The following is an 18,723-nucleotide window of genomic DNA, read 5'->3' as shown; positions in this document are numbered from 1 at the left end:
TCGGAAGTGGTTTTCCCGGAGGTTCAGTGTCAATCGCATATTCAGGCAATAGTAAATCAACAGCAACCTCATGATTCAGGACCTCAGAGATGTTTGGCCATAATAGCCTGAACATCTATCTTTTTGAGTCCTTCATTAAAGATATCGCGCCATTTCTTGCCTTCATGAGTATTTTCAAAGGCAATGTGCAACTCCTTGTTGACTAAAAGCGTGCTATTCATTTCTACCTTGTCTGCCAATCCCTTGAGACTGGGCTCATTGGTCAGCAAATAATTAAGCACATTAGCGTCAATAACGGCAGCATCAATGCGCCCCGCAGCAACTTTCTGGACGTTCTTATCATCAGACACCACGGCCTGGGCACTGATATCACCACTGGCGATTAACGCATCCAGCTCCTCGGTATTAATATAGTCCTGCACCACCCCCAGGCGGTATTGAGTTAAGTCACTGACCTTACTCCAGCTAACAGGCTTATCTTTACGCTGAACCAGGCCAAGAGGTCCTTGCCCCATGGGTTCTGAAAAGACAAATTCATCTGATTCATAATGGTATTCGGGAAAATAGCCGGCGTATTTACTATCGTCGCTGGCCAGTTTCACTGCACGACTCCAGGGGTAAAATTCGACCACCAATTCATGACCCATACTTGCAAAGGCGGCTTTGGCTACAGCAATCGAAGCGCCTTGTTCAGTGAGCTTCTTGCCCGAGTAAGGAGGCCAGTCCAGTGACGTAAGGTAAAGGGTATCGGCACGACATAATGGCGATAGCAAAAACAACAGGCTGATTATCAGAATTTTTTTCATGATTACTTATCCCCAATCAGAAATTGAAGGTCCGGCCAACGGTCAACAGCACTCTGGTATCCCCATAGGTATCAAGGTCTGTGCCCTGAACGCCCAAAGAGAGGTCAAAACCGGAGATACTGTAATTAGCGGTGGCCTGCCAGTGAATATAGGAGTCATCACCTTCCTCCCACTGGAATTTATCACTGTCGGTGCTGGTAGAACGATCAACGCCGAGTAGCAACGAGAGGTCGTCAGTGATTGGGATAGTGTGATTCAGCATCACGATATAGTGACCGGCACCTGTGCCAAAGTAATCCCAGGCATACCAGAAGTTCAGTTCAGTATTGCCAATGGCCCAGAGCATGTAGGCTTCGGCATAATTGCCTTCGTCGCTGTAACTGGCACCGTGGTAGGTATACTGGGCGACACCCAGATCCAGCCCTACATTGTCGTTAATATCCTGATAAAACCCTGCATACAAATCTACTTCCAGGTTGGTATCATCACCAAAATCCACATTGGATGCCCAGGCTCCGGCGTACCAACCGCTATCACCGGCCCAGTCCAGACTTGCCTGCAGTGCAGGTTTTTCGTCGGTCTGACTGACCCCGTTAAACAGGTAGTCGCTGGCAAGGGTTACGGTGGAAGACCATTCGGCCTGAGCAGCGAAGGAACAGGAAAGCGTGGCAAGTAAAGCGAGTGTTTTACGATGCATAGTGTTGTTTCCTAAGAAGTTTTCAGTTTAAGTATAGTGCAGTTTTGAGTTTTGCAACTTTTTGTAACTGATAAATTCAGGATAATTCCGCAGCCCTTTATTGGCGAGGGATTGCCACCGGCAGAAATTTTTTGCGCTTTCTATTTATCGCTATCCTCGATAGATGGTGTTGCCAAAATTAGAATAGTTTTAACTGAAATGCTCTGGTTATAAGGTTCAGAAGTTTTCCGGAATAAAACGACAGGGAAGACAGGTCGTCAATTTGTGTTGTTCTCGTTCTTAACCAGATCAAAAACCTGACGCTGGATTTTTACCAGATAGGGATCGAGTGCTTTCGGTTTGTTCCAGCTTTGCTGAAAGGGAACCTCGACCAGTTGCTGATTTCGTTCACCAATCATGATGCCGGTTTTACCGGCTAACAGTGCCTCAACGGCGTAAGCGCCGAGTTTGGACGCCAGCATACGATCGAGACTGACAGGAGAGCCTCCCCGTTGCACATGGCCGAGGATCACCGGGCGGCATTCTATACCTGTGCGGGCTTTGAGTTGATTGGCAAGATCGGTGGCGCCACCTGGCCAGAGATTCTCAGACATCACCATAATATAACTGCATTTACCGCGAATTTTCTGGGCTCTTTGGATGTGTTCAGCCAGATCATCCAGTTCCGGAGGTGCATCGGGATAGAGCTCCGGCAAGAGCACCTGTTCGGCACCTGAACACACCGCCGCGCTCAGGCCAATAAAGCCGGCATGTCTGCCCATGACCTCAATCAGGAAGATTCGCTCGAAGGCATCGGCGGTGTCACGAACCTTATCGATACTCTCCAGCGCTGTGTCTATAGCGGTGTAATAACCAATAGTGGCATCGGTGCCGTTAATATCATTATCTATGGTGCCAGGCAGGCCGACAATTTTGCCATTCCAGTAGTTGGACAAGTGTTCGGCACCGTGGAAGGAACCATCGCCGCCTATAATAATCAGACCATCTACCTTGGCCTGATTAAGGTTGCTGGCCGCCAGGCGCGCACCCTCTGGGGTAGTGAAGGGCTGACAGCGAGCGCTTTTAAGAATGGTACCGCCCCGCTGGATAATGTTGTAGACATCTTCGGTGCCAAGATAGCGGTATTCCTGCTCGAGCAGACCATTAAAGCCATGCTGATAACCCAGCGGCTGGATACCCGAATAATGACTCGCCAGTACGATAGCCCGGATTGCGGCATTCATACCAGGGGCATCACCACCTGAGGTCAACATGGCAATACGTTTCATTTGCGCTCCTTAGGATAGAAAACCCGGCGTTTAATATTTAGTCTTAACGCTGTGGCCGGCAATCAGAAACCGGACAGATAGCGATCAATTCTGTCATTGTGAAGGTATAAGATAACAGGCAAGTGACAAATCAGGGAATACGGATGAAGAAGTTTCTGTTCAGCATATTTTTTGTATTGTGTTTAAGCAGCTGCTCTACAGGCTTTGTATATAATAATCTCGACTGGCTGGTGCACTGGTATATTGATGACTATGTCGATTTGAATGCAGAGCAGGAAGCCGTTTTTGACGATTATATGCGGCAGTGGCTGAATTGGCACCGAAGCGAGGAATTGGTGGCTTACCGGCAGCATCTGCAAGAGCTGAAAAGCCGGATTGAACACACCCCGCTGGACCGGGCACAGTGGCTCAGTGAATTTGAACGGGGTCGGACCCACTGGAATCGATTGTTACAGGAAGTTGCCGGTGATCTCAGCACCCTGGCGCTGAAGCTGGATGATAAGCAAATCGAATCCATATTCGACGAACTGGAAAAGCGCAACCGGGAAAGAGAGCAGCGACAAAAATCCCGCGACGACAGCAGACGAACTGACAAACTGCAGGAAGACATTGTGCAGTGGATTGGCCCCTTATCGAAGCCGCAAAAAGAACTGCTCAGGCGTTACTCCGGCAAGTTAAAGCCTAACTTTAAAGACTGGATGCAATACCGGCGGAAATGGCAATCTGAAGCCAGGCAGATACTGCTGCAAAGAGAAGATACTGAGCGTTGGCGTCGTGCAATGGACGCCGTGGTGTTGGATCCGCGCCAGTTTGAACATCAGACTTATCGTGAGCAGTCTGCCTATAATCGTAATGTCTATGCCTCCTTGCTGGCAGATTTGCACGCGGGTCTCTCAGAACGTCAGAAAGCCCACTTACAGGAAGAGATTGAAGATTTGATAAGGGATCTCAGCGATCTGATGGGGGATGGATGACAAAATCCCGGTCCTACCATCTGATTATTGCCGGCGCCGGTATACTCGGTGCGGCCTGCGCCAGAGAGTATCTTAGTCGCTACCCGTCCCACCGGGTGTTGATTGTGGAAAAAGAAGCAGACGCCGCCCGCCATCAAACCGGACGCAACTCGGGTGTCATCCACGCCGGAGTTTATTACCAACCCGGCAGCTTAAAAGCCCGTTATTGCCGGGAAGGTCTGGAACAGACACTGAGTTTCTGTCGTCAGTATCAGGTGCCTTTTTTACAATGTGGCAAGCTCATTGTGGCGACCAATGAATCCCAGCAAAGTGGGCTGGAAACATTATTTCAACGCTGTCAGGATAATGACCTCAACCCACAGAGACTCAGTGCCAGGCGACTCAGGGAGCTTGAACCCGCCATCACAGGCACCGCTGCCATGGGTGTGGCACAAACCGGTATAACAGATTATGCGGCGCTGACCAGAGTAATGCTGGCGCTGGCGATGGATGCCGGGGCTGAGGTGGTATTTAATCATCAGATTAGTGCCGTTTCTGAAACGGGGTCGGGAGTCAGGGTGCAGGCAGGTGGTAAGTGCTATGTTGCAGAAAAGCTTATTAATTGCTGTGGGCTGTATGCGGATCATCTGATTCGTTTACAGGGTATCGAAACGGATTTTCAGATCATCCCTTTTCGTGGTGAATATTTCCGGCTACCTGAAAAATACAATCAACTGGTGCGGCATCTGATTTACCCGGTACCGGATCCGGCTTTACCGTTTTTGGGTGTGCATCTGACCAGAATGATTGATGGTAGTGTGACTGTAGGGCCAAACGCGGTGCTGGCAATGGCCAGAGAGGGCTATGGCTGGGATCAGTTCAATATCCGTGAAATGGGTCAGATGCTGGGTTTCAGCGGTTGTTGGCCATTGTTAAAACGATACTGGCACAGTGGACTGAGGGAGCTTTATGGCTCCCTGAATAAAGGTGCATACCTGCGCAGGGTACAGGCATATTGTCCGCAAATTCGCAGAGCAGACCTGCTTCCATACAGAAGTGGCGTGCGTGCCCAGGCCGTCACTGATAAGGGGGAATTGCTGCATGATTTTAAGTTTATACAAACAGAATGTACCTTGCATCTGGGTAACGCGCCCTCACCGGCGGCGACCTCTGCGATACCTATCGCCAGGGCAGTAATCGACAAGCTTTCATAAAAATAGAAAGGTTGTGTGACTTTATTGCACTTTTTAACAACATAATTGACTGGTTAAATAGTACCCATCAATCAGAAATATCAGGAGTCTACAGATGGGATTATTGGTAGAAGGTAAATGGCAGGACAAATGGTACGACACCAGGAAATCCGGCGGGCGTTTTGAACGGGAGTCATCGCGCTTCAGAAATACGATTTCAAATGAGCCGGGCAGTGAGTACAAACCCGAGTCTGGCCGTTATCATTTATATGTGTCACTGGCTTGCCCATGGGCCCACCGTACACTGATATTCCGCAAGCTCAAAGGCCTTGAGCCGCATATTTCGGTATCTGTTGTCAGCCCGGACATGCTTGAAAATGGCTGGGAGTTTGATGGCTATCCCGGTGCCACAGAGGATCATCTCTATTCTCTGGATTATATGCATCAGTTATATACCAAAGCGGATCCTCAATATAGCGGCAGGGTCACGGTGCCGGTGCTATGGGATAAACACAGTCAAAGTATTGTAAACAATGAATCGGCAGAGATTATTCGGATTTTTAACCATGCCTTTAATGATCTGACCGGCAACACCCTGGATTTTTATCCCGCACAACTGGCATCCGGAATAGATGATATTAACCAAAGGGTGTACGACAAGGTTAATAATGGGGTCTACAAGGCCGGCTTTGCGACGACTCAGCAGGCCTATGAAGAGGCAGTGACAGCATTGTTTGCAGAGCTGGATAAACTGGACCGGCACCTGGCCAGTAACCGTTATCTCGCAGGGGAGCAAATTACCGAAGCGGATTGGCGGCTATTTACCACACTGATACGTTTTGATGCGGTGTATGTCGGACATTTCAAATGTAATTTGCAGCGGATAGAGGACTATGCCAATTTGCGTGGCTATTTGCGCGAGCTATATCAGTATCCTGGCGTGGCCGATACAGTCAATCTGGATCATATCAAGCGGCATTATTATTACAGTCACGACAGCATCAATCCCACGCGGGTTGTTCCGACAGGACCAAGGTTAACCCTGGATAAACCCCATGGTCGGGGAGAATAGGATGGACAGAAAGATTTCCCGTAAAGTAAGAGGGGTTAAAACCAGCGATGGTGCAGGTGTGGCACTGACACGTATTATTGGTCAGCCGGGGTTACCACGGCTTGATCCCTTTCTGATGCTGGATGAATTTGGATCAGATAAGCCCAACGACTATCTGGCTGGCTTTCCGCCTCATCCCCATCGCGGATTTCAGACTGTTACCTATATGCTGCAGGGCAAAATGGGACATAAAGATTCGGTGGGTAATGAAGGGATAATTGAATCCGGCGGGCTGCAATGGATGAATGCCGGTAGCGGTATTATTCATGAAGAGATGCCACAGCAAACCGAGGGATTGCTCAGAGGCTTTCAGTTATGGGTCAATCTGCCGGCAAAGGAAAAAATGTCTGCGCCTGACTATCAGGATATTCCGGCTGCGAAGGTACCAAAACTTAACCTGAAAGAGGGTATTGTTGTGCGACTACTTTCCGGTGAGCTGGCAGGGCAGAGCGGACCGGTAAAAACTCAGGCTGTGGCGCCACTGTTTTTTGACCTTCATGCTGACAGGGCGGGCGAGATCAGTCTGCCGGTGGAGCAGGGGCATAATGGTTTTGTGTATTGCTACCAGGGTAACCTGAAAATCGCTGGGGAAGATCTTAAAACAGGTGAACTTGCCGTACTTGATGATGGGGAGCGGGTGTCACTGATGTTGCAGGCCAATACCCGTTTAATCCTGGTTGCGGCCAGACCCATAGGCGAACCCATAGTGCAGTATGGACCTTTTGTTATGAATACACAGGACCAGATCCATCAGGCCCTGCGTGACTATCAGCAGGGCCGGCTGGTAAAAACACCGGACAGTGGAACGAGCTGAGGTTGATGGGTTTTATGACAGCCGGCCAGCAGGGCCGGCTGTTACTATCGGAATAGTATTACTGCTTTTGCTTTTCTGCTCTTTTCTCACCAATTGCAGTTTCATCACCCTTACAGATAGTGTCATATTGATCCCGGTAATATCTCAGATCCTGACAGGCTTCCTCGTAACGTTTTCGGGCAGTCAGTGCCTGTTGGGGATGATCCTTATTTTGCATGATTTTCCGCCATTCGGCGCATTGTTGTTCCTGTTGTTTAACTTCAAGAATATTTTCGCATGGGTTGTCAGTGCTGCTACAGGCTGTTAACAGCGGTAGTACAAAAGTCACGGCGAAAAAAGGTTTCATGTGCGCTCCAAAAGGTTTTTGACATCATCCCTGATATTATTGAATTTAGCCTGATGGCTATCCGAAAGACGCATGCCTTCAAGCATTCTGTAGGTTTGCCGACATTTCATCATCAGAGCCGGATCCGGCTTGGTATGCTGTTCCTGCAATTTTAGCAGGCATTGCAGTAAATTGATGGCGACACCGGTGTTCATGGGAGCCAGTTCCTGGGCCGCCAGGAAGGATTCATAGGCGCCCTGATACTGGCCCTGGGCGTATTTCTTCAGGCCGTCCCGGTTGTGCTTATTGTATTGTTGCTTAACCCGGTTGGTACGATCTTCGGTCTTATCAATCAGGTACTTCAGATTGGCATCCAGCTTAATATCACTTTGTTTCAGTTGCTCCAGTAACTCGGACAGTTCTTCAAACTCGCCCAGGTCACACATCAAATCGATAGAATCCGGTGCCATTGTCATAGGGTAATGATCGAACTTTTTGCGTAACTGATACTGAGTCTCGTTGAGCAGGCGTTTGGCTTCGAGCAACTTGCCGTCAAGATAGTTAATCCTTGCTCCCACCAGATCTTCATATACCCCGTAATCAAAAAGCTCTTTTGTACGGGTCAGCAGTTCATCATTGCGGTTGCGTTGCAGTACCAGTATGGCTTCCTGCTGAAATTTGTTCTTCTGCCGTTTGTCTTCGGCCTTTTCTGCCGCATCCAGAATACTACGTACGTAGTTACACAAATGCACTACGCTTCGGTGAACGGATTTCTTACTCTGTTCCAATATGGCCTGACAGCAGTTTTTGGCCATTTCATAATCACCGGCCAGCCTGGCAATCTCACAGCCCAGAAATTGTCGGGTTAAAGAATAGGGCGCCATCGCCAGGGCTTTCTGAATTGAGTCCAGGGCCTCGTCAAGTGACTCACTTTGCATATGAGCCTGAGCCAGCAAATCCAGGCCATCCACCATAAAGAGTCTTTGCATGCAGATCTTACGGGCAAAAAACATCGCCTTTTTAGTGTTATTTCTGAGCAAATGCGTTCTGGCCAGAGCAATGGTGACCCAGGGAAGCGCTTTAGATTGTGATAAGGACTCGAGCAGATTCAGAGCTTCGTCATAGCGTTTTTCCCGCCAAAGCAGATCCGTGAGTACAGCGGCGCAGGCACGGCTGTACTTTCTGTGTGTACTGATAAGGGTGCGACAGGCAGCGATGGCTCCATCATTGTCACCGTTCATGGCTTTGTCATACACATGACGCAGGGAAATCCGCTTGTGATAGGCCTTGGCAATGCGGTTGTGTAACTGTGCCTGAGAAAAAGGTTTGATAATGTAATCATCAGGTTGCTTTTCAATGCTACCCAGCACCATCGGCCTGTCACTGTCGGCACTGACCATGATATAGACGGTTGTCGGTCTGATCAGTTTGCGGATCCGCAATTCTTCCAGAAGCTGATATCCGTTCTTTTTGTCACTGCCCAGGTGCAAATCCGAAATAATAATATCAAATTTTTCGTGTCGACAGGCTGCAATGGCCGACTCTCCGTTTTGCACTACTACCACAGACTGAGCGCCGAGGTTATTCATAATGCCACGTAACAGGATCAGAAAGGGGCGTTGGTCATCAACGACAAGGACACGTTTATTATGGTAGGACAGGGTGGCCATGAAAAATGCAGCTACGTCTTATGAATATCAATCACTTACCCCATCTTCATTGAATATGGCGCTGAAAGCAAGGTTGTATAATAGCAATCGGAATAAATCCGCCGTCCAGTAAATTACCTGCAGTTGTTAAGAATTTTCCCTGCCAAGCGATAACCATAGTAACCGGAGATCGTGCATGCAATCCATTCATCTTGATTTTGAATATAATGGCAGTCTGAATAAAGCGGCAAGCCAGGGGCATGGCGCAGCTTTTGCCCTGCTGCTGGCGATGTTGCAGGAAAATCAGTTAGACCGGCCTCAGTTGGCAGAGCGGCCAGCAGACAATGAACAAAAACAGGCGCTGTTTGATAAAGCTCCGGATATCCCTCTTAAGCCTGAGCCGCAACACTGGGAGTTTGAGGCACGGCATGCAGATTATATTCACCAGCAGCAACTTGTCTCTGCCAGGTTATGGCATTGTCTTCATCCTGCACCCTTGTCGGTGTTTAATGACAGTAAAAGACTGGATGATGAAATCATAGAAAATACCAGTTGGTATTGTCGTGAAAAGCTCAAAGGAAGAAATCTGCAACCCCTGCAGGTCGATGAAACCGGGTTACTGGATGTCATTGAAAAGGCCCGTGATTATCAGGCCGCTTAGGGGCGAAAGCTCCTAGTCACCACAACATTGTTTATATTTTCTGCCGCTGCCACAGACACACTGATGGTTACGGGGCCACTTTATCTGCCCTGAATCCGGCATAATTTGCCCCTGTTTGTACAACCACTGTTGATCCTGGCGATAAAACTCGGAGTGCTCATGGTGTTGTATCAGTTGCTTCTGATTGCCGGTAACACTCAGAGCATAGGCACAAAACTCTACAAGGGCTTTGGTTTGTGAGACAACAGTGTGACTGAGTACTTCCAGTTTAAGCCATTGGACCGCGGTTAAATCCTGTTCCAGCTCTTCACGGCTGGCTTTCACCGGTAATGCCGTTTGAGTGTTAACAATATAGGTCACATCACCCCGGGCAAAAGCAGAATAACGGGATCTCATCAGTTGCTCAGCAGATTCAGCTATTGCCTGGCCCTGGTGCAGGGGCGAACAACAATCTTTATAGTTCTGCGGTTTTCCACAATCACAACAATCTGGCATTCGGGTTAACTTCAGAGTGGGCAATATGGTTATTTTACCATGGCCCGTAGACAAGGGTGTTATCTGTAACCTTGCGACTGTTCAGATTCACCAGCATCACGTCCATTTGCTTGCACAACTGTATCAGCCGTTTTTGACGTACTTCGTCCAGCTTCAGATCTTCTACAAAAATGGCACAGGTCTGGCCGCTTTGTATCAGTTTTTCCAGCCACACAAGGGTTGTGTCGGTGTCGGGGCGGGGCAGGTGAATCTTATATCCCTGTGACTGACAGAAGCGCAACTGATTGGCCAGCAAATACACCCATCTGTCACCCTGTTGCCGATGTTTAACGATGCTGTAAAGCTGCCCTTTCTGATAAACAGAGATATCCGTCAGCCCGGATTGCATGTGATTTGTTAACTGCGCATTGATGCCTGCCATAACCTTGCCTTGTTTATTTATACAGTGGTTATACAAACAGTAGTACTGTATAAATAAACATGCAAGTGTTTTTTTTATCATCACAGAGGATGAAAGGGCTTTAGTATCTCCGCGTCCTTGCGCCTCTGCGAGAACACGCGAAAAAAACTTAAGATTTTATCGGGTTATTTATACTCAGAAGTACTTAGTACTGAAACCCGCTCATTGTCTGGCCTGAAGCCGTTTTGGGCAGAAATAGCTGGTTATACAGGCGAGAGGCAAATTCATCTGTCATACCGGCTATGTAATCTGCGATGATCCGCATTCCCTGACGGTGTTTTTGCGCGTTAAGCCAACGGGCTCTGGTATTGTCGGGTAAAAGGCGCAAGGGATCCGATGCAAAGGCACTGAACAGCGCCATCACTAACTGCTGCCCCTTAAATTCAAGGATCTGTACCTCGTGAGACTGAATGACCCGGGTATAGACAAACTGCTTGAATAAGCTAAGGGCTTTAGCGAAATCCTTCGGTAACACGGCGTTATATTGCAGCAATGGTGCCTCAAAATCTGCGTCAAGCCGGGCTATTTCAATGGCGGTAATAAAGCCATTGACCAGAGCGCCGATGGCATCTTTACGATCGTAGTGCAGGTCACTGAACAGTTTTGAGGTCAGATCCCGCATCTGCATGCTCAGAGGCGTTAATTGCAAAGCCCTGATAGGGTCGCTGACAAGCCGGGTAAACTCATCTGGGTTAACGATACCGGTAACAATAGCGTCTTCGAGGTCATGGATGCTGTAGGCAATATCATCGGCCAGTTCCATAATTGAGCAATCGAAGGATTTATAACGGGTTCGCCGATGGCCATCATCCTGCTGTTCAGTGGCCGTGAACAGGACTTTGTCGCTGTCACTCAGAGGCTGCAATAGCCAGTCAAACACCGCTTTATCATCATCAAACAGACCTTTGGCCGGGATCCAGTTGGATAGGTTAGGGCTGGCGGAAAAGGCTGGTGTCGCTTCGCGGTTTTTCTGCAAGAGGCTCAGCAGCCCCGGATATTTGACCAGTCCGAGCAGCGTGCGACGGCACAGGTTCATGCCGGCATCGGCGGTATATAGCTCCAGTTTGGTCAGGATCCTGAAGGTCTGGCCATTGCCCTCAAAGCCACCATGCTCGCGCATCATATAATTCAGCGCCACTTCGCCGCCGTGCCCGAAAGGCGGGTGGCCAATATCATGAGCAAGACACAGCGCTTCAATCAGGTTATCGTTCAGCTCCAGGCGTGCGGCCAGTTGCGGGAATTTTTGCTGCAACTGTGAGGCGATACCGGTACCGATTTGTGCCGCCTCCAGCGAATGGGTCAAACGGGTACGGTGAAAGTCATTCATACCCACACCCAATACCTGCGTTTTCGCCTGCAAACGGCGAAAGGCGGCAGAATGAAGTATGCGGGCCTTATCGCGCTGAAAGCTTGAGCGTTGATCGCCCTGGCGTTCGGGCTGAGTGTGCAGGCGGGTTAACCAGGGCGACTGAGACATGCTTATTCCTGTGTAATTTCATCCAGGCTGAGAGAAAAACTCGGCACATAAGCCTGCATAAAGTAATTCACTTCCTCAGACTGATAGTCGTTAAGAATTTTGTCCAGCCGCTTTTTTGCCAGCTCAAACTCATGATTGCCCGCAGCCAGCTCCTCGAGTGTTTTCAGGTACGCGCAGATAACATCGGCGGCCTTGATAACAAAGCGTTCCTGTTCTGTATGCTGATTGTGATCGATCAGCGAAGCATAATCATCACGAAAGGCCGCAGGGGTCATATCCAGCAGCTTTTGTTCGGCGATGCCTTCAATCTTTTTATACTCTTTGCTGATGGCCGGGTTAAAGTACTTTACCGGGGTTGGCAGGTCACCGGTTAACACCTCTGAAACATCATGGAACATGGCCAGGGTGGCGATCCGGTAGGGATCCAGGTCACCATTGAAATATTTGTTGCGGATCAACGCCAGTGCATGGGCGACCATGGCCACCTGCAGACTATGCTCCTGCACATTCTCCGTGCTGACGTTGCGCATCAGGGGCCAGCGGTTGATCAGTTTCATTCTGGATAAATGGGCGAAAAAATGACTCTGTTGAGGTTTCACTACACCGACCTTTGTTGGTAGTTGGCAAAAAAGCGTTCGACTTTACCCAGTGCGCTTTGTAACTGATCTGTGTGCGGTAAAAATACCAGCCGGAAGTAACAGCCCTGCTTCAGATTAAAGGCACTGCCATGTACCAGCAGCACTTTTTCCTGACGCAGTAAATCCAGAATCATTAGTTCATCGTCTTCAATACTGAATTTTTTCGCATCCACTCTGGCAAAACAATACATCGCACCTTTGGGTTTGACACAGGAGATACCGGGGATCTGGTCCAGCATCCGCCAGGCGATATCCCGCTGCAGGCGCAGCCGTCCGTCGGCGCGCACCAGATCATTGATGCTCTGATACCCGCCTAGGGCGGTTTGCAGGGCATGCTGGCAGGGCACATTGGCACACATACGCATGGAACTTAACAAGGTCAGGCCCTGCATATAACTACGGCCGAGCTTTTTATTGCCGCTGATCAGCATCCAGCCTACACGGAATCCGGCCACCCGGTAATTTTTCGATAATCCGCTTAAGGTGACAAAAAATACATCATCGGCCAGTGCGGCTATGCACTGATGTCTGGCTTCGTCATACAGGATCTTGTCATAGATCTCATCGCTGAAAATCACCAGGTTGTGTTTTCGCGCCAGTTCAATCACCTCAAGCAGTAACTCGCGGCTGTATACGGCGCCGGTAGGGTTGTTCGGGTTGATCAGTACGATGGCACGGGTGTTGGAAGTAATTCTGGCCTTAATATCATCGATATCAGGAAACCAGCCGGCAGCTTCATCGCACTGATAATGTACCGGCGTGCCCGATGATAAACTTACTGCCGCAGTCCAAAGTGGGTAATCGGGGCTTGGGATCAGCACTTCATCACCGGTATCCAGCAGTGCCTGCATGGCCATGACAATCAGTTCACTGACGCCATTGCCGATATACACATCGTCAATATCGATGTTGCTGATCCCTTGTTGCTGGTAGTACTGCATGACTGCGACCCGAGCCGAGTAGATCCCCTGGGCATCACCGTATCCCTGCGCTGTTGGCAGGTTGTGGATCACATCTTTAAGAATGTCATCGGGGGCTTCAAAGCCGAAGGGGGCAGGGTTACCGATATTGAGTTTAAGGACTCTGTGGCCCTCATCTTCGAGCCGTTTCGCCTCGGTCAGCACCGGGCCACGAATGTCATAACATACATCATTCAGTTTACTGGACTTTACAATCTGTCTCATGGAGCAATCAGGTAGCAAAAACGAGGCATACAGGGTATTACTGCGCTCTGCCCTGTGGCAAGAAGATCTTTGTCTATAGACGTGGCATTTTGATATAGCTGTTAGCTTATTACTGAATAATTTTAATAATAATTATCTATATGTTGGCCTGTTTCATTTATCAGTGCGTAAGCTAGTTATAGAACTGACAGATAGGTTGGAGTAACGATGTCTGAGTCATTTAAACAAGTTCCTCAGAGCCCGATGACCCAAAGTGGAATAGGACGGGTGATCCCCTGTAAAAAGCTTGAAGCCGGTGATCCGGTAAAGTGGCTGGTACTGGGCTGGCGTGATCTGGCCCGGGCACCAGCACTCACGGCATTCTATGGGCTGATCTTTGCGGCTATTCCCTGGTTTATCACTTATCTTGTTACGCTCACCGGCTGGCATCTGGTGATCCTGCCATCCATCGTGTGTTTTATGCTGATAGGTCCTTTTTTAGCTGCCGGGCTTTATGATATCAGTTGGGAGCTTGAAAAAGGTCACAAGCCAAGCCTGTGGCACAGTATCAAAGCGGTAAAACGCAATGCCGTTAACGAGTGGGGCTTTGGCATTTTACTAGCGGTACTGATGATTTTCTGGTTAAGGGTGGCATCCCTTATCCATGCTCTCTATCCCCCTTATCTGGAAGAAAACCTGCAAAACCTGTTGCCATTTCTGGCGCTGGGGACGGTGATAGGTGCCGGTTTTACGTTATTGGTGTTTTTTATCAGTGCCTTTACTCAGCCTGTGCTGATGGAGCGTCGGGTCGATCTGGCTACTGCGGTTCTGACCAGTATGCATGCGGTGTGGATCAACAAGGTACCTATGCTGATCTGGGCGGCGATTATTGCTACCAGTGTCGGAATTGGTTTTATCACTGGTTTTGCCGGCTTTATTATTCTGATGCCCCTGATCGGTTATGCCACCTGGCACGGCTATATCGATACCATTGAAGTAAAACGTGGTCGCCATTATGAGTAGGGCGCAGTGCGGTTAACCCAGTTTAATTACCAGATCTGACTTTGGGATACAGCAACAGGGCAGAATTTCATCGTCATCAATGTAGGCCAGGGGATCGGTGATATATTCCACCTCGCCACTGACCAGTCTGGTACGACAGGCGCCACAGAAGCCTTCGCGGCAATGAGAATGCACCTCGAGCCGATGTGACTCGAGGCTTTCCAGTAAAGAACATTCGCTGTGACAGGGTAGCGATGGTGTCGAGTTGTCCAGGCTGACCTGATAGATTATGCGGGCTTTCTCCATGACCTCAGAGATCGAAATCTCCGAAGTCATCGGCATTCACTTCACTGTCAATCTGTCCGACCAGATAGGAGCTGATTTCAGATTCCTGTGGTGCCACCTGAACATTGTCGGAATTGAGGTAATTGTTCATCCAGGGCAGGGGATTAGTGGTAACCTCAAAAGGCGAGTCCATGCCGATGGCTGACATTCTGTGGGTGGCAATAAACTCCACATACTGGCACAGAATATCTTTGTTCAGGCCAATCATGGAACCATGCTGGAACAGGTAGCTGGCCCATTGTTTTTCCTGCTCAACGGCTTTGATAAAGATATCTCTTGCCTGATCGTGACATTCCTCTGCGATTTCCTGCATTTCTGGATCATCTTTGCCCTTCGCCCACAGATTAAGGATATGCTGAGTCGAGGTCAGGTGCAGGTTTTCATCTCTGGCGATCAGACGGATAATTTTCGAATTGCCTTCCATCATTTCGCGCTCAGCAAAGGCAAAGGTACAGGCAAAGGACACATAGAAACGAATGGCTTCAAGGGCGTTCACCGAATTCATACACAGATACAGCTTTTTCTTCAGCTCGCGCTGATTAATCAGATAGTCCTGGCCATCCACATGATGCCTGCCTTCCCCCTGAGTTTGCCAAAGCTGTGTGGCAAAAATCAGATCGTCATAGTAGCGTGAAATATCTGTGGCCCTCAGTTTGATCTCTTCATTGAGGACGATATCTTCGAATACCTCACTGGGATCGGAAAACAGGTTGCGCAGTATGTGGGTATAAGAGCGGGAATGAATGGTTTCAAAGAAAGACCAGGTTTCAATCCAGGTTTCCAGCTCAGGCAGTGACACAATAGGCAGAAAGGCGATATTCGGGCTGCGGCCCTGCACTGAGTCGAGCAAGGTCTGATATTTCAGATTGGAAATAAAAATATGTTTTTCTGAGTCGGTCAGCTTCTGGAAATCTACCCTGTCTTTACTGACATCCACTTCTTCGGGGCGCCAGAAAAAAGAGATCTGCTTTTCAATAAGCTTCTCGAAAATGCTGTGTTTTTGCTGATCATAACGGGCAACGTTGACCGGATTGCCGAAGAACATCGGCTCTGTCAGCGGGTTGGAAACTTGTTGGTTAAAGGTGGTGTATTTCATTGATTGTTCGATTTAGTGATTCTGATAATCCATTGGCAATGGTATCCAGAGATACCACTGCCAATACCCGGTGCTGTCTATATCTTGCAGGCGCCGCCTGCACAGTCATCATCTTCTTCGACCACAGCCTCCACTGCCGGACGCTCCGCCTTTTTGGCAACCATCTCCCCCTGCGTATCTGAAGCACCATCACGGGTGTTGTGGTAATACAGGGTTTTTACACCCAGCTTATAGGCGGTCAGCAAATCCTTAAGCAGCAATTTCATCGGTACCTTACCGCCTTCATATTTGCCCGGGTCATAGCTGGTGTTGGCCGAAATGGTCTGATCGACAAATTTCTGCATAATGGCCACCAGTTGCAGATAACCGTCGTTGGACGGAATATCCCACAGCAGTTCATACTGGTTTTTAAGCCTGTCGTATTCCGGCACTACCTGTTTCAGCACCCCGTCCTTACTGGACTTGATACTGATATGGCCGCGCGGTGGTTCAATACCATTGGTGGCATTGGATATCTGTGACGAGGTCTCTGAGGGCATCAGTGCCGACAAGGTGCTGTTCCGCAGCCCGTGTTGTTGAATGGCTTCGCGCAAACCGTCCCAGTCATAATGTAATGGCTCATTACAAATACCGTCGAGATCCTTTTTATAACTGTCTATGGGCATCACGCCTTTGGCATAGGTGGTCTCATTAAACTTAGGACAGGCGCCTTTTTCTCTGGCCAGATTGTTGGAGGCTTTTAACAGATAATACTGAATCGCCTCAAAGGTTCTGTGTACCAGACCATTAGCGCTGCCATCGGAATAGCGAACGCCGTGCTTGGCCAGATAATAGGCAAAATTGATCACCCCCACACCCAGAGTGCGGCGACCCATGGTGGCGTTATAGGCAGCCGGAACAGGGTAGTCCTGATAATCCAGCAGGCTGTCCAGTGCCCTGACGGCCAGCTCAGCCATTTCTTCCAGCTCATCGAGGTTTTCGATGGCGCCAAGATTAAAAGCGGAGAGGGTACACAGGGCAATCTCACCATTTTCATCGTTAACGTGCTCAAGGGGCTTGGTGGGCAGTGCGATTTCCAGACACAAATTGCTCTGGCGTACCGGTGCCACCCGGGGATCAAAGGGGCTATGGGTATTGCAGTGATCCACATTCTGCAGATAGATACGCCCGGTGCTGGCCCGCTCCTGCATAAATAAACTGAACAGCTCTACGGCCTTGATACGCTTCTTGCGAATGGCCGGATCCTGCTCATATTTCACATACAGCTGCTCGAACTTATCCTGATCGGCAAAAAAGGCGTCATACAATCCCGGTACATCGGAGGGGCTGAACAAGGTGATATGTTCATCCTTGATCAGGCGCTGATACATCAGCTTATTGAACTGTACGCCGTAATCTAAGTGCCGCACCCGGTTCTCTTCCACACCGCGGTTATTTTTCAGTACCAGCAGGGATTCCACTTCCAGATGCCAAAGGGGATAAAACAGCGTCGCGGCACCGCCACGAACGCCGCCCTGAGAGCAGCTTTTTACTGCGGTCTGGAAATACTTGTAGAAGGGCAAACAGCCGGTATGAAAGGCCTCGCCGCCACGGATAGGGCTACCCAGGGCCCGGATACGACCTGCGTTAATGCCGATACCGGCGCGCTGGCTGACGTATTTGACAATGGCACTGGCGGTCGCATTGATAGAGTCCAGGCTGTCACCACATTCGATCAACACACAGGAGCTGAACTGACGGGTGGGTGTGCGCACGCCGGACATAATCGGGGTGGGCAATGAAATCTTGAATTTGGATACCGCATCATAAAAACGCCGGATGTAATCCATACGGCTGTCTTTGGGGTAATTGGCAAACAGGCAGGCCGCTACCAGAATGTACAGAAACTGGGCGCTTTCATAAATCTCACCGGTCACCCGGTTTTGCACCAGATATTTGCCTTCAAGTTGTTTGACCGCAGCATAACTGAAATTCATATCCCGCCAGTGATCAAGATATTCATCCATCTGTTCAAATTCGGCCTGGGTATAATCTTCCAACAGGTGATGATCGTATTTACCCTTATCCACCATCTTTGCAACATGCTGATAAAGGGCCGGGGGTTCAAATTGTCCGTAAGCCTTCTTGCGCAGATGGAAAATCGCCAGTCTGGCGGCCAGATACTGATAGTCGGGGCTCTCTTTGGAGATCAGATCTGCCGCCGATTTAATCAGGGTTTCATGGATATCAGAGGTCTTAATGCCATCATAAAACTGGATGTGGGCCTTTATCTCAACCTGGGAGACGGACACATTCTGCAATCCCTCAGCAGCCCAGGTGATGACTTTATGAATTTTATCCAGATCAAGGTGCTCTTGTTCGCCAGAGCGTTTGGTAACGAGAAGCGTATTATTCATGCCGGTAGCCGTCTTTGTTGTTATCTGTTTAGCGCACTTTAGGCGCAGCTTTAGTGTACTGCGCGGAGGAGTATCCGATGTATGTAAGCTATCATGCAACATACAGCAAGACACAAGATAGTGAGGTTTTTGACTATATGCAACCCAATATCTGGTGTTTTATTCGTCATTCAA

19 protein-coding genes are annotated in these 18,723 nt (G+C 49.1%); 6 read left to right on the top strand and 13 right to left on the bottom strand.

Annotated features, from left to right (window positions below; all coding sequences use genetic code 11):
* Positions 1–83 precede the first annotated feature (83 nt).
* From AT746_RS10055 to AT746_RS10045, 3 genes are all read right to left on the bottom strand, one after another.
* Positions 84–806: a substrate-binding periplasmic protein gene (locus AT746_RS10055; protein ID WP_062479917.1), complete on the bottom strand. Its 723-nt coding sequence runs from the start codon at positions 804–806 to the stop codon at positions 84–86.
* 16 nt (positions 807–822) lie between these two features.
* On the bottom strand, positions 823–1,503 hold the full coding sequence (locus AT746_RS10050) for a TorF family putative porin (RefSeq protein ID WP_062479915.1): 681 nt from the start codon (positions 1,501–1,503) through the stop codon (positions 823–825).
* Between the two features lie 257 nt (positions 1,504–1,760).
* Positions 1,761–2,771 (bottom strand): 6-phosphofructokinase, encoded by a 1,011-nt coding sequence (locus AT746_RS10045; protein ID WP_062479913.1) that lies wholly within the window; start codon positions 2,769–2,771, stop codon positions 1,761–1,763.
* Between the two features lie 143 nt (positions 2,772–2,914).
* Here AT746_RS10045 and AT746_RS10040 point away from each other — a divergent pair, with 143 nt between their 5' ends.
* From AT746_RS10040 to AT746_RS10025, 4 genes are all read left to right on the top strand, one after another.
* Positions 2,915–3,745, top strand: a complete 831-nt coding sequence (locus tag AT746_RS10040; protein ID WP_062479910.1) for a DUF6279 family lipoprotein — start codon at positions 2,915–2,917, stop codon at positions 3,743–3,745.
* A complete protein-coding gene (gene lhgO / locus AT746_RS10035; RefSeq protein WP_062479908.1) occupies positions 3,742–4,938 on the top strand; it encodes an L-2-hydroxyglutarate oxidase in 1,197 nt (398 codons plus the stop codon). The genes AT746_RS10040 and lhgO overlap by 4 nt, the downstream gene beginning before the upstream one ends.
* A gap of 94 nt (positions 4,939–5,032) precedes the next feature.
* Positions 5,033–5,989 (top strand): glutathione S-transferase family protein, encoded by a 957-nt coding sequence (locus AT746_RS10030; protein WP_062479905.1) that lies wholly within the window; start codon positions 5,033–5,035, stop codon positions 5,987–5,989.
* Position 5,990: 1 nt separating this feature from the next.
* Positions 5,991–6,842 (top strand): pirin family protein, encoded by an 852-nt coding sequence (locus tag AT746_RS10025; protein ID WP_231730913.1) that lies wholly within the window; start codon positions 5,991–5,993, stop codon positions 6,840–6,842.
* A 58-nt stretch (positions 6,843–6,900) separates the two neighbouring features.
* Here the strand turns inward: AT746_RS10025 and AT746_RS10020 are convergent, their stop codons facing one another.
* Both AT746_RS10020 and AT746_RS10015 read right to left on the bottom strand, forming a co-directional pair.
* On the bottom strand, positions 6,901–7,188 hold the full coding sequence (locus tag AT746_RS10020) for a hypothetical protein (protein WP_062479901.1): 288 nt from the start codon (positions 7,186–7,188) through the stop codon (positions 6,901–6,903).
* Positions 7,185–8,837 carry a response regulator gene (locus AT746_RS10015; RefSeq protein ID WP_062479899.1) on the bottom strand — a complete coding sequence of 551 codons (1,653 nt, stop codon included), beginning with the start codon at positions 8,835–8,837 and terminating at the stop codon, positions 7,185–7,187. The genes AT746_RS10020 and AT746_RS10015 overlap by 4 nt, the downstream gene beginning before the upstream one ends.
* Positions 8,838–9,012: 175 nt before the next feature.
* Between AT746_RS10015 and AT746_RS10010 the strand changes: the two genes are divergently transcribed.
* On the top strand, positions 9,013–9,477 hold the full coding sequence (locus AT746_RS10010; protein ID WP_062479897.1) for a VC2046/SO_2500 family protein: 465 nt from the start codon (positions 9,013–9,015) through the stop codon (positions 9,475–9,477).
* A 12-nt stretch (positions 9,478–9,489) separates the two neighbouring features.
* Here the strand turns inward: AT746_RS10010 and AT746_RS10005 are convergent, their stop codons facing one another.
* The 5 genes from AT746_RS10005 to AT746_RS09985 form a co-directional block, all read right to left on the bottom strand.
* Entirely contained in the window at positions 9,490–9,972 is a 483-nt protein-coding gene (locus AT746_RS10005; RefSeq protein ID WP_082633223.1) for a YchJ family protein, read from the bottom strand.
* 34 nt (positions 9,973–10,006) lie between these two features.
* On the bottom strand, positions 10,007–10,393 hold the full coding sequence (locus AT746_RS10000; RefSeq protein WP_156413669.1) for a hypothetical protein: 387 nt from the start codon (positions 10,391–10,393) through the stop codon (positions 10,007–10,009).
* A 184-nt stretch (positions 10,394–10,577) separates the two neighbouring features.
* A complete protein-coding gene (locus AT746_RS09995) occupies positions 10,578–11,909 on the bottom strand; it encodes an anti-phage deoxyguanosine triphosphatase (protein ID WP_062479890.1) in 1,332 nt (443 codons plus the stop codon).
* Positions 11,910–11,911: 2 nt separating this feature from the next.
* A complete protein-coding gene (gene yfbR / locus AT746_RS09990; protein WP_156413668.1) occupies positions 11,912–12,508 on the bottom strand; it encodes a 5'-deoxynucleotidase in 597 nt (198 codons plus the stop codon).
* Positions 12,508–13,731: a pyridoxal phosphate-dependent aminotransferase gene (locus AT746_RS09985; protein ID WP_062479888.1), complete on the bottom strand. Its 1,224-nt coding sequence runs from the start codon at positions 13,729–13,731 to the stop codon at positions 12,508–12,510. The genes yfbR and AT746_RS09985 overlap by 1 nt, the downstream gene beginning before the upstream one ends.
* 207 nt (positions 13,732–13,938) lie before the next feature.
* Between AT746_RS09985 and AT746_RS09980 the strand changes: the two genes are divergently transcribed.
* The gene (locus AT746_RS09980; protein ID WP_062479885.1) at positions 13,939–14,733 is read left to right on the top strand and encodes a DUF2189 domain-containing protein; all 795 of its coding nucleotides are present in this window, start codon (positions 13,939–13,941) and stop codon (positions 14,731–14,733) included.
* 12 nt (positions 14,734–14,745) lie between these two features.
* Here the strand turns inward: AT746_RS09980 and yfaE are convergent, their stop codons facing one another.
* From yfaE to nrdA, 3 genes are all read right to left on the bottom strand, one after another.
* Entirely contained in the window at positions 14,746–15,048 is a 303-nt protein-coding gene (gene yfaE / locus AT746_RS09975; protein WP_231730912.1) for a class I ribonucleotide reductase maintenance protein YfaE, read from the bottom strand.
* Entirely contained in the window at positions 15,023–16,153 is a 1,131-nt protein-coding gene (nrdB, locus tag AT746_RS09970; RefSeq protein WP_062479877.1) for a class Ia ribonucleoside-diphosphate reductase subunit beta, read from the bottom strand. The genes yfaE and nrdB overlap by 26 nt, the downstream gene beginning before the upstream one ends.
* Positions 16,154–16,230: 77 nt before the next feature.
* The gene (gene nrdA / locus AT746_RS09965) at positions 16,231–18,549 is read right to left on the bottom strand and encodes a class 1a ribonucleoside-diphosphate reductase subunit alpha (protein WP_062479874.1); all 2,319 of its coding nucleotides are present in this window, start codon (positions 18,547–18,549) and stop codon (positions 16,231–16,233) included.
* Between the last annotated feature and the right edge of the window lie 174 nt (positions 18,550–18,723).

It is taken from the genome of Lacimicrobium alkaliphilum, from assembly GCF_001466725.1.
GTDB classification, from domain to species: domain Bacteria; phylum Pseudomonadota; class Gammaproteobacteria; order Enterobacterales; family Alteromonadaceae; genus Lacimicrobium; species Lacimicrobium alkaliphilum_B.
Note: the sequence above shows the minus strand (reverse complement) of the source record. Positions and strands in the feature narration are given on the sequence as shown.